Source organism: Caballeronia eucalypticola (assembly GCF_047608185.1).
Classification (GTDB): domain Bacteria; phylum Pseudomonadota; class Gammaproteobacteria; order Burkholderiales; family Burkholderiaceae; genus Caballeronia.
Genome location: NZ_JBLKRU010000014.1, coordinates 44,635 through 56,713, shown reverse-complemented (window position 1 = coordinate 56,713; position 12,079 = coordinate 44,635). Strand labels below are relative to the sequence as shown.

At 60.1% G+C, this 12,079-nt stretch carries 9 protein-coding genes; 5 read left to right on the top strand and 4 right to left on the bottom strand.

Annotated features, from left to right (window positions below; all coding sequences use genetic code 11):
* Positions 1–38 precede the first annotated feature (38 nt).
* From rimP to truB, 5 genes are all read left to right on the top strand, one after another.
* Positions 39–500: a ribosome maturation factor RimP gene (gene rimP / locus ACMX25_RS17760; RefSeq protein WP_414951488.1), complete on the top strand. Its 462-nt coding sequence runs from the start codon at positions 39–41 to the stop codon at positions 498–500.
* Positions 497–1,972, top strand: a complete 1,476-nt coding sequence (gene nusA, locus ACMX25_RS17755) for a transcription termination factor NusA (RefSeq protein WP_414951347.1) — start codon at positions 497–499, stop codon at positions 1,970–1,972. Before rimP ends, nusA begins: the two co-directional genes overlap by 4 nt.
* 93 nt (positions 1,973–2,065) lie before the next feature.
* Positions 2,066–5,065, top strand: a complete 3,000-nt coding sequence (infB, locus tag ACMX25_RS17750; protein WP_414951345.1) for a translation initiation factor IF-2 — start codon at positions 2,066–2,068, stop codon at positions 5,063–5,065.
* 134 nt (positions 5,066–5,199) lie between these two features.
* Positions 5,200–5,622, top strand: coding sequence for a 30S ribosome-binding factor RbfA (gene rbfA, locus ACMX25_RS17745; RefSeq protein ID WP_414951343.1), 423 nt, complete (start codon positions 5,200–5,202; stop codon positions 5,620–5,622).
* 3 nt (positions 5,623–5,625) lie between these two features.
* Complete coding sequence (truB, locus tag ACMX25_RS17740) at positions 5,626–6,555, top strand: tRNA pseudouridine(55) synthase TruB (protein WP_414951341.1); 930 nt, start codon at positions 5,626–5,628, stop codon at positions 6,553–6,555.
* A 77-nt stretch (positions 6,556–6,632) separates the two neighbouring features.
* On the opposite strand, the gene ACMX25_RS17735 is transcribed toward truB, so the two are convergent.
* The 4 genes from ACMX25_RS17735 to ACMX25_RS17720 all read right to left on the bottom strand — a co-directional run bounded on the left by ACMX25_RS17735 (position 6,633) and on the right by ACMX25_RS17720 (position 11,715).
* Positions 6,633–8,192: a DHA2 family efflux MFS transporter permease subunit gene (locus tag ACMX25_RS17735; protein WP_414951339.1), complete on the bottom strand. Its 1,560-nt coding sequence runs from the start codon at positions 8,190–8,192 to the stop codon at positions 6,633–6,635.
* A 30-nt stretch (positions 8,193–8,222) separates the two neighbouring features.
* Entirely contained in the window at positions 8,223–9,479 is a 1,257-nt protein-coding gene (locus tag ACMX25_RS17730; RefSeq protein ID WP_414951337.1) for an HlyD family secretion protein, read from the bottom strand.
* A gap of 48 nt (positions 9,480–9,527) precedes the next feature.
* Positions 9,528–11,060 carry an efflux transporter outer membrane subunit gene (locus ACMX25_RS17725; protein ID WP_414951335.1) on the bottom strand — a complete coding sequence of 511 codons (1,533 nt, stop codon included), beginning with the start codon at positions 11,058–11,060 and terminating at the stop codon, positions 9,528–9,530.
* Positions 11,061–11,193: 133 nt separating this feature from the next.
* Entirely contained in the window at positions 11,194–11,715 is a 522-nt protein-coding gene (locus ACMX25_RS17720; RefSeq protein ID WP_414951334.1) for a MarR family winged helix-turn-helix transcriptional regulator, read from the bottom strand.
* Between the last annotated feature and the right edge of the window lie 364 nt (positions 11,716–12,079).

Below are 12,079 nucleotides of genomic sequence, written 5' to 3'. Positions count from 1 at the left end.
TCGGCGTGGAGCGCGCGAACATCTTGGAGTCTTTCACTGTGCAACTGACGGAAATCATCGAAACCACGGTCTCGGGCCTGGGCTACGAACTTGTCGATATCGAGCGCGCGGGGGGCGGTTTGCTGCGTATCTCCATCGACCAGCCCACCGGCATCGCGATTGAAGACTGTGAGAAAGTCACACGTCAGCTTCAGTATCTGTTCGAAGTGGAGAATATCGATTACTCACGGCTCGAGGTCGGGTCGCCGGGTCTCGACCGTCCGCTCAAGAAATTGGCGGATTTCGAACGCTTCGCAGGCAGCGAAGTCACTATCACATTAAAGAAGCCGCTGGACGGGCGCAAGTCGTACCGTGGCATCCTGCATGCCCCGGAAGGCGAGTCGATTGGTTTGGAATTCGAAGGGAAGGACGGCGGCGCTGCGATGCTCGATTTCACGCTCGCAGACCTCGATAAAGCACGTCTCGTCCCCAAAGTTGACTTTAGGAGCCGCAAACAATGAGTCGCGAAGTTTTGATGCTGGCGGATGCGCTGGCGCGCGAGAAAAACGTCAACAAGGACGTGGTGTACGCAGCGCTCGAAGCAGCGCTTGCTTCGGCAACGAAGAAGCTGTTCGAGGAAGACGTGGATATCCGCGTGGCAATCGACCGTGAAAGCGGCGAGCACGAAACCTTCCGTCGCTGGAAAGTGGTGCCGGACGAAGCCGGCCTGCAGGAACCCGACCAGGAAATCCTGCTGTTCGAAGCGAAGGAAGAGAAGCCTGACGCGCAAATCGATGAGTACATCGAGCAACCCATTCCGTCCATCGAGTTCGGCCGGATCGGCGCGCAAGCTGCGAAGCAGGTGATTCTTCAGAAGGTTCGCGACGCTGAGCGCGAGCAGATCCTGAACGACTTCCTGGAACGCGGCGAAAAGATCATGACCGGCGCGGTCAAGCGTCTGGACAAGGGCAATTTCATCGTCGAATCGGGCCGTGTGGAGGCGCTGTTGCGCCGCGACCAGTTGATTCCGAAGGAAAACCTGCGAGTCGGCGACCGGGTTCGCGCTTATATCGCGAAGGTTGACCGCACGGCACGTGGTCCACAGATCGAACTCTCGCGCACGGCACCCGAGTTCCTGATGAAGCTGTTCGAAATGGAAGTGCCGGAAATCGAGCAGGGTCTGCTCGAAATCAAGGCGGCCGCGCGTGATCCTGGCGTGCGTGCGAAAATCGGGGTGATTGCTTACGACAAACGCATCGACCCAATTGGCACCTGCGTCGGAATTCGCGGTTCGCGGGTCCAGGCGGTGCGAAATGAGCTCGGTGGCGAGAACGTCGACATCGTGCTATGGTCAGAGGACCCCGCACAGTTCGTGATCGGCGCGCTCGCGCCGGCTGCCGTACAGTCGATCGTCGTGGATGAAGAAAAACACTCCATGGACGTCGTCGTTGACGAGAACGAACTCGCGGTTGCTATTGGCCGCAGCGGCCAGAACGTGCGTCTTGCCAGCGAATTGACCGGCTGGCAAATCAACATCATGACGCCGGACGAGTCCGCGCTGAAGCAAAACGAAGAGCGTGGCACGCTACGCAGCCTGTTCATGGCGCGACTCGACGTTGATGAAGAAGTGGCCGACATTCTCATCGACGAAGGCTTTACCAGCCTCGAAGAGATCGCGTACGTGCCGCTCAACGAAATGCTCGAAATTGAAGCCTTCGACGAAGACACTGTTCACGAGTTGCGTAACCGCTCCCGTGACGCGCTTCTGACGCTGGCGATCGCGAATGAAGAGAAGGTCGAAGGTGTTGCGCTCGACCTGAAGAGCCTCGAAGGTATGACGGATGAGTTGTACGCGAAGCTCGAAGAACACCAGATCCGGACGCGCGACGAACTCGCCGAGCTGGCTGTGGATGAACTGGTCGAGATGACCAGTATTGAAGAGGATGCCGCTAAGGCGTTGATCATGAAAGCACGTGAACACTGGTTCCAGTGAGAAATGACCATGGCGCACTGACATATCGCGGCCGTTAGGCCGCATGACCCCGATCAAACAGCAGGGAATTTGTCCTTGCATCAAGAGGAATGAATGGCGAGTAACAACGTAGCCCAATTTGCCGCGGAACTCAAAATGCCTGCGGGCGTCCTGCTCGAGCAGTTGCAGGCGGCTGGCGTCACGAAAGCGAGCGAAGACGACGATTTGTCCGAGACGGACAAGTCGCGCCTGCTCGAACACTTGCGCAAGTCGCACGGTTCCGCCGATGCCGACAAACGCAAGATCACTTTGACCCGCCGGCATACGTCGGAAATCAAACAGTCCGACTCTACGGGTAAAGCTCGCACCATTCAGGTCGAGGTCCGCAAGAAGCGCGTGTTTGTTCAGCGCGATCAGAGCGGTGTTGAACAGGTCGTTGAAGGTGCGAACCACGTCGAAGAAGATGAAGTCGACGAAGCTGAATTGCAGCGTCGCGACGAAGAGGCGCGTCATGCTGCCGAATTGCTCGAGAAAGAAGCGCTGGAGTTGAAGGAACGCCAGGAACGCTTCGAGCGCGAAGAGGCTGAGCGGGTCGAGCGTGAAGCGGCTGCTGAAGCCGAGCGTCGCCGTGCCGAGGAAGAAGAGGCGAAGCGCGCTGCCGCTCAGGCGGAAGCCGCGGAAATCTCGCGTGCTGCTTCTACAGCGCGTAAGGAATCCCGCACGGAGTCAAAGACGGAACAGGTCGCTGACGAACCGGTAAAGGCTGAAGTTGCCGCACCGCAAGTCGACGAGAAGGCCGCTGCCGAACGTGCCGCGCAACGCGAAGCTGCGAAGAAGGCGGAAGACGCCGCGCGCGCCGCGACCGAAAAGGCGCGTGCCGAGCACGACCAGATCGCGAAACGCCGTGCAGCGGCTGAAGCCGAAGCGCGTGCTATCCGCGAAATGATGAACACGCCGCGTAAGGCTCAACAGGCGAAACCGCCTGAGCCGTCGCCTGCTGCCGTGGCTGCTGCTGCCGCAGCGGTTGTCGCCGCCAAAGCAGCGGAAGGCGCGAAGGCCGCGGAAGCCAAAGGTACGCTGCACAAGCCAGCCCGTCCGGAAGGTTCGGCGCCTGCCCGTCCGGCAGTGGCTAAAAAGCCGGCTGCAGGTGCACCGGCGGCTACCACGCCGTCGCTGGGACCGGACAAGAAGAAGGCCGGCGGCAAGAGCAGCTGGCAGGACGATGCAGCCAAGCGTCGCGGTATCAAGACGCGTGGCGACACCAGCGGCGGTGTAGATCGCGGCTGGCGTGGCGGCCCGAAGGGTCGTGGCAAGCATCAGGATCAGACGAACTTCCAAGCGCCGACAGAACCAGTGGTGCGGGAAGTGCATGTGCCGGAAACCGTGTCGGTCGCGGATCTGGCGCACAAGATGTCGGTGAAGGCTTCGGAAGTCATCAAGGTGATGATGAAGCTGGGCCAGATGGTCACAATCAATCAGGTGCTGGACCAGGAAACGGCGATGATCGTCGTCGAAGAACTGGGTCACAGCGCGGTTGCGGCCAAGCTGGACGATCCGGAAGCGTTGCTGTCCGAAGGCGAAACGCAGGAAGAAGTGGGCGAACGCCTGCCGCGTCCGCCGGTTGTCACGGTCATGGGTCACGTCGACCACGGCAAGACCTCGCTACTCGATTACATTCGCCGCGCGAAAGTTGCGTCGGGTGAAGCGGGCGGGATTACGCAGCACATTGGTGCATACCACGTGGAAACGCCTCGCGGCGTGATTACGTTCCTGGACACGCCGGGTCACGAGGCCTTCACGGCCATGCGTGCTCGCGGTGCAAAGGCAACGGACATCGTGATTCTGGTGGTCGCAGCGGATGACGGCGTGATGCCGCAAACGAAGGAAGCCATCGCTCACGCGAAGGCGGGTGGCGTGCCTATCGTCGTGGCGATCAACAAGATCGACAAGCCGGGTGCGGCGCCTGAGCGCGTGAAGCAGGAACTGGTTGCAGAAGGCGTGGTGCCGGAAGAGTACGGTGGTGATTCGCCGTTCATCGAAGTGTCGGCGAAAACCGGTGCTGGTATCGAAAGCTTGCTGGAAAACCTGTTGCTGCAAGCCGAAGTCATGGAACTGAAGGCGCCGGTCGATGCACCTGCGAAGGGTCTCGTGATCGAAGCGAAGCTCGACAAGGGTAAGGGTCCGGTTGCGACCATCCTGGTGACGTCGGGTACATTGAATCGCGGTGACATCGTGCTGGCGGGTTCGGCTTTTGGTCGTGTTCGGGCCATGCTCGACGAAACCGGCAAGCCGATCAAGTCGGCGGGTCCGTCGATTCCGGTCGAGATTCAAGGTTTGTCGGAAGTGCCGGGCGCTGGTGAAGAAGTCATGGTCCTGCCGGACGAGCGCAAGGCGCGTGAAATCGCCCTGTTCCGTCAAGGCAAGTTCCGCGACGTCAAGCTGGCAAAGCAGCAGGCAGCGAAGCTCGAAAACATGCTCGAGTCCATGACGGAAGGCAACGTGCAGAATCTGCCGTTGATCGTCAAGGCCGACGTGCAAGGTTCGCAAGAAGCGCTGGTGCAGTCGCTTATCAAGCTGTCGACCAACGAAGTGCGCGTGCAGATCGTGCACAGCGCGGTCGGCGCGATCAGCGAGTCGGACGTCAACCTGGCAACGGCATCGAAGGCGGTCATCATCGGCTTCAACACGCGGGCCGACGCTCAGGCGCGCAAGGTGGCGGAGTCGAACGGTATCGACATTCGCTACTACAACATCATCTATGACGCTGTAGATGAAGTGAAGGCAGCCATGTCGGGCATGCTGGCGCCGGAGAAACGCGAAGTGGTGACCGGCATGATGGAAGTTCGCCAGATCATCCGTGTGCCGAAGATTGGCGCGATCGCGGGTTGTATGGTTACTGACGGCGTCGTCAAGCGGAACTCCATGGTGCGCGTGCTGCGCAACAACGTGGTCGTCCACACGGGGGAGATCGATTCGCTCAAGCGCTTCAAGGACGATGCGAAGGAAGTGCGTCAAGGCTTCGAGTGCGGTATTTCGCTGAAGAACTATAACGATATGGTCGAAGGTGACCAGTTCGAGATCTTCGAAGTGACGGAAGTCGCGCGTACGCTATAAAAGATTCACCGCTGGACTCGAGGGCGGAGGGGGCTTCACGCCCGCTCCGCCCTTTTTATTTGCATGGGCATTTCCTGGGCGAGCGCCCTTGAGCGCCCACACGAGTCCGGCGCATACCAATTTACGGAAACATCATGGCCAAGAAACGTACTTCACCCAACCGCAATGTGCAGATTGCGGATCAGATCCAGCGCGATCTCTCCGAACTGGTGCGCGATGTCAAAGATCCGCGCATTGGCATGGTGACGTTTCAGAGCGTCGAACTGACGCCCGATTACGCTCACGCGAAGGTGTACTTCACGACGCTGACCGGCGATCCGAAGGAAACGGAAGCCGGGTTGAATCACGCAGCCGGGCATTTGCATAATCTGTTGTTCAAGCGTCTGCATATTCATACGGTGCCAACGCTGCATTTCCATTACGACCAGACCGTGGTGCGGGCGGTGGAAATGTCGAAGCTGATCGATGAGGCGAATTCCACGCGTGCGTTGGACGACGAAGCGCCTGAGCAAAACGGCGAAGAAGAAAACAAAACAGACGACGAGAAGGGCGCCTGATCGATGAACGGTTCTACCCGTCCGAAGATTCCGCGTCGTTTACTGGATGGCGTGTTGCTGCTCGACAAGCCGCTCGGACTGTCGAGTAACGACGCGCTGATTCGCGCCAAGAAAATCTATCTCGCGAAGAAGGCTGGGCATACCGGCACGCTCGATCCGCTTGCGACGGGTCTGCTGCCGCTGTGTTTCGGCGAAGCGACCAAGTTTTCGCAGGATTTGCTCGAGGCCGATAAAACGTACGAAGCAACCATGCGTCTCGGCGTGCGCACGACGACTGGTGATGCAGAAGGCGAAGCTTTGCAAACGCGTGATGTGACCTGTGACGAAGCCGCGATCCAGGACGCGATGGGTCATTTTCGCGGCGATATCGCGCAGATTCCGCCGATGTATTCCGCACTCAAGCGCGATGGCAAGCCGTTGTACGAATACGCGCGTGCCGGTCAGACGGTTGAGCGCGAAGCGCGCAACGTGACCATTCACGCGCTTGATCTGATTGCATGCGCGTTGCCGGATGTGACGTTTCGCGTGACATGCAGCAAGGGCACTTATGTGCGGACGCTTGCTGAAGATATCGGTGAAAAGCTGGGATGTGGCGCGCATCTGGTTGCGCTGCGTCGCACGGGCGTAGGCGTGTTGACGCTCGAACATGCAATCACGCTCGACACGCTTGAAGACGCTGCGCCTGCCGAGCGCGACAGCTGGCTGCAGCCGGTGGATGCGTTATTGTCGACGTTCCCGGCAGTTCATCTCGACGCCGATGCCACGCGTCGATTCGCGCAAGGGCAGCGGCTGAAGTTGTCGGATATAGCGGACGCACCCGCGACCGCGGACCGTGTGCGTGTCTATGCGCTCGATGACCAGCGTTTGCTCGGCGTAGCGCGAGCGGGCGAGGGTGTGTTGGCGCCGGAGCGGCTGGTGGTATCGGCGGCTTGAAGAGCGGCCAAGGAACAAAAAACGCCACGAAATTTCGTGGCGTTTTTTATTGCAGATCAACTGACATCAACCGAGCTTCAATGCGCCGCCGAAGCTGCGGCCGCTGAATCCCCGCCGCCCGATCTCTCCGGTTTCGTGATCCAGATCAACGCGATCAGCGCGACGAAAATCCCTGCCGATATATAGAACAAATCGTTCACGCCCAACTGCGCAGCTTGCTGCGTGGCCATGCTATTGAAGAGCCCATACCCCTGCGACTGGCTGAAGCCCGCCGCACCGAACTGCTGCATGGATGCATTGAAGGTCGGGTTATACGCGTTAGCCTGCTCCATGAGTTGCGCGTGATGGACATTGGATCGATGATCCCAGGCTGTCGAAAAAATCGATGTGCCAATGCCGCCGCACATGATCCGCACGAAGTTCGACAATCCCGATGCCGCTGGAATCCGGTTTCCCGGCAACCCCGACAGCGTGATGGACACGAGCGGGATGAAAAACCCAGCCATGGCGATCCCCTGGATCACGGTAGGCATCATCAGCGAGAAGGTGTCCACGCCCGTGGTATAGCGTGAGCGCATCCAGAACACGAGCGCGAAGATGAGAAACGCGACGGTCGCGATCTTGCGCGGATCGATGCGCGGCAGGAACTTGCCGACCACCGGTGAGAGCAAGACTGCGAACAGTCCGACTGGCGCCAGGACGAGACCTGCGTTTGTCGCCGTGTAGCCAATATCGGTCTGCAACCACAGCGGCAGCAGCACCAGGTTGCCGAAATAGAGTCCGTAGCCGACCGCGAGCGCGATCGTCCCGCCCGTGAAATTGCGCAGCTTGAAGAGTGACAAATCGACGACCGGATGCTCCGCCGTCAGCTCCCACACAATGAAGAATGCCAGCGCGATCACGGCAATCAGCGTCAACACCACGATGGTGGTCGAGTTGAACCAGTCGAGATCCTTGCCCTTATCGAGCATGATCTGCAGTGAGCCGACCCATAGGACAAGCAGACCGAGACCCACGGTATCGATAGGCGCCTTGCGGATCACCGAATCCCGGTCGCGGAAGATCATGAACGTCGCAATGGCCGCGACGAATCCCACCGGAATGTTGACGTAGAAGATCCACGGCCAGGAAATGTTGTCCGAGATCCAGCCGCCGAGGATTGGCCCGGCGACCGGCGCGATCAGCGTGGTCATCGACCACATGGAGAGCGCCATGGGCGCTTTCGCTCTTGGATAACTTGCAAGCAGCAAGGTTTGCGAAAGCGGGATCATCGGGCCGGCGACCGCGCCTTGCAACACGCGCGCGGCGAGCAGGAAGGGCAGCGTAGGCGCCAGTCCGCACAGCCATGAAGCGAGCACGAACAGCACGATCGACGTCATGAACAGGCGCACCTGCCCGAAGCGCTGCGTGAGCCAGCCGGTCAGCGGCACCGAGATTGCATTGGCGACGGCGAACGACGTGATCACCCACGTGCCCTGATCCGACGATACCCCGAGGTCACCGGAGATCGACGGAATGGACACGTTGGCAATCGACGTATCGAGCACGTTCATGAACACCGCGAGCGAGACCGCGATCGTACCGATCACGAGTTTCGCGCCCTCTAGCGGCGGATGAGCGGCGTTGGGTTGAGACATATAACGATTCCGGAAAACGTGTGCGAGCGCTTACATCAGCTTGGCGAGGTCTTGCTTGGTCGCCGGCTGAACATTTTCCTTCGACGTTTTCTGCGAACCGCCCGTACCCGGACCCGACGCGCCTTCATTCGCTTCGATAATCCGGGCGATCTCGGCGTCGGCCTGATCGCCGTACTTGGCGAACACGTCCGTCTGATACACCGTGTTGGGCGCCGCGCCGAGCTGGCCGCCGTTCTCGTCCTTGATCGTCACGTCCACGTTCATCGACAAACCGATGCGCAGCGGATGCTTCTCAAGTTCCTGCGGGTCGAGCCCGATGCGCACCGGCAGACGCTGCACCACCTTGATCCAGTTCCCGGTGGCGTTTTGCGCCGGCAGCAGCGAGAACGCCGAGCCGGTGCCCGCCGAGAAGCCGATCACCTTGCCGTGAAACACAACGCTCGAGCCGTACACGTCGGCGGTGAGTTCAACCGGCTGGCCAATGCGCATATGCGTGAGCTGCACTTCCTTGAAGTTGGCATCGACCCATACGCCGTTCAGCGGCACGATTGCCATCAGCGGATTACCCGGCGAAACGCGCTGGCCAACCTGCACCGAACGTTTCGCGACATAACCCGTCACCGGCGCCGGCATGGTGTTGCGGGCAAAGTTGATGTACGAATCGCGGACCTTCGCGGCAGCGGCGAGCACGTTCGGATGGCTGGCGATGGTCGTGTTCGACGTCAACGAACGGTTCGACTGCAATTCCTGCTGCGCGGCGTTAAGCGATGCTTGCGCACCACGGACCGCGTCCTTGGCGTGCGAGATTTCTTCGCCCGAGACCGCGCCCGTCTGCGCAATCGTCATGCGGCGGCGCAAGTCGTCCTGTGCACGCGAGAGATCCGACTGACGCAGCGCGACTTGCGCCGCGTACTGGTTGTCGTTGACGAACAGCGTGCGCACCTGGCGTACCGTCTGCGCGAGATTCGCTTCGGCTTGATCGAGTGCGACCTTGGAGTCGGCGGGATCGAGTACGACGAGCGGGTCGCCCATCTTCACGGTTTGCGTGTCGTCGGCGTTCACCGAAATCACCGTGCCAACCACTTGCGGCGTGATCTGCACGATATTGCCGTTCACGTAAGCGTCATCCGTGCTTTCGTGGAAACGCGCGATCAGGAAGTAGTACAGCCCGTAAGCAATCGCCGCGATGATCACGACCAGTACGATCAGGCTCATCAGCACCCGGCGCTTGGTGTTGTTGGTCTTGGGCGCCGGCGCGGCTGCGGCGTTTTGTTGAGGGTCGCTCATGAATGGCTCCGTATTCTCTGTCTTGGGTTGCTGCTAGTCGATTCAGATTCAGTTGGCTGTCTGGGGCGCAGTCGACGCGGTCTGCGACGGTGCGCTCTTCGACACTTGCCCGTCGATGGCCAGGTTCGTATCCGCGGCGTCGAATCCGCCGCCCAGCGCCTTGATGAGACCCACTTGCAGGTCGCGGCGCTTCATGCGCAGATTCGTCACGGTCTGCTCGTTCGCCAGCCGGTTCTGATCGGCGGTGAGCACTTGCAGTTGCTGCGATAAACCCGCTTTGTAGCGAATCACAGCGAGCTGGTACGCATGCGTCGAGGCATCGAGTGCGCGCACTGCGTCGCTGGTCTGCTGATCGACCGAACGGATCGACGAGATCTGCGTGGCAACTTCGCTGAGCGCGTTGATCAGGGCCTGGTTGTAGTTGGCTACGTCCAGGTCAAAATCCGCGTACCGGCCCTTCAACTGCGAGCGCAATGCGCCGGCATCGAAGATCGGCAAATGGATGGCGGGTCCTGCCTGGAACTGGCGGCTGGTGAAGTTGAGGAAACGGCCCCACCCGAACGCATCGAAGCCTGCTGCCGCCGACAAATTGATGTCAGGGAAAAACTCGGCCTTCGCTTCCTTGATGTCCGATGTCGCCGCTTCCACTTGCCAGCGGGCCGCGACAATATCCGGACGGCGCGAAATCAGATCGGCCGGCACGTTGTCCGGCAGCGTGACCTCGACCTTCGTATTCAGTACCGGCGTAGTGATCTTCAAGCCACGATCCGGACCCTGGCCGAGCAACGCGCCCAGCTGATAACGCGTAGTCGTGATCTGGCCGTCGAGTTCGGACAGGTTGGTCTGGCTCGTCGCAATATTGCCTTCGGCGGTACGGCTTTCCACGTTCGTGTCCAGGCCCGCCAGCACCCGGCCGTTCGTGATGCGCCCGATATCCGTCCGGTTCGCGATCTCCCGTTGAGCCACGTCGCGCAAAGCGTAGAGCAACGCGAGCTGGTTATAGGTCTGCGCAACGGACGCTGCCAGCGTGACGCGGGCCTGCTGCATGTCGGCCTCGGCGGCCTTCTGCTGCGAGACCGCCTGATCCAGCCGTGCGCGATTCTTGCCCCACAGATCGAGGTCCCACGACGCGCTCACGAGCGCGTTGTTTTCGCTATACCAGGACCCACCGTACGGAGGCGGGTACAGCGCGTTGGCGGAATAGAGTTCGCGTGTCCACGAATACGAGCCGTTCACCTTCGGATAAAGCGCGGAGCGCGACGACTCGATATAGGACGACGCCTTCGCGATCCGCGCCTGCGCCTGCGCAATCGACGGGCTGCCGGCCAGCGCTTCATCGATCAATTGCGTCAATTGCGGATCGCCGAACTGCTTGGCCCAGTCGAGTGACGGCCACTGGCCGCCTTGCGACGGCAGGCTTTGCGCGGCTTGCAGCGCGTCGCTTTGCGGCTGGGCGATTTGCTTGTCGCTTTTGATGCCGGCGTAATTTGCGCAACCTGCCAGCGCGAACGCCGCCACGGCGGCAGCCAGGGCGCTGCGCGCAGCGACAGGCGCGGACGCGGACGAATAAAAGAGTTTCATCGCTCGGCTCTTTGATAGGGAGGGTAAAGATGGACGCTGCAACTAATTTCTTTCATTTTTATTACGATACCGGTCGCGCGACCGGAAAGTGCGGTCATTGCGCGGGCACCATCAAGCGGCGCGCGACGTGTCATCAATAGGAGGGTTTGGGTGCGGATTTATCCTGCAGGCCGAGCAACGCAATAGCGGCGGGGTCGCCCGAATTCAGTAGGATTCGACGGAGCATGCTTTTCAGGAAGCCTACTTCCTCTGGCGTAAATCCGCTTAACAGCCTGTCGAGCACCCCTGTAAAGATGGCCGGAATCTGTCCAGCAAGGGCGCGGCCTTCCTCGGTCAACGCCAGCCGGACGACCCGGCGGTCTTCCTCGCTGCGCAAGCGTGTAATGAGTCCGCGCCTTTCCAGACGGTCGATCAGGCGGGTCACGGCGCTGGCGTCGATGCCATATTCGCGGGCGAGATCCGCAGCGGCAAGGCTCCTGCCGCTCGCCAGCATGAACATGATGCTGGCTTGCGTGCTCGTGATGCCGAGATCGGCCATCGTGAGCTGGGTGACGCTGTTCCACAAGGTCGAGCGGACCCGGCTAAGCAGGTAACCCACGCTTTCGCTGAGTTCGTAGGCCGCGATTTCGGGAATCGGCTCGGGGGTGTCGCTCATGGATTCTCGTGCGCTTGCAATAATTGACTATGCAAGATTATAGAATCACATAGTTGACACGGCAAGGACTTCAACCTTCGCGTTAAGAATTCTCTTAATTAGTGAGTTCTGTCACGAGGTGTTGTTATTTTGAGATTTGCTCAAGGCCCGCTGAGGGGTGACGGCAGGTGTTGACGCCGGTTTTCGGCTGTCTTGAAATAGGAAAACGCTTCCGGGTTATGTCCTATTGCACGATGGGGCGGAAGAGGACACGCCGGCGTGTTACACTCTCGGGTTCCCATCGCGCCGAGTGCGGGGGGCGTGGAGATTTCTTTCTGAGTTGATTCCATGGCCTGCTGCTTGCACCCACCCACGGCGCTCAACT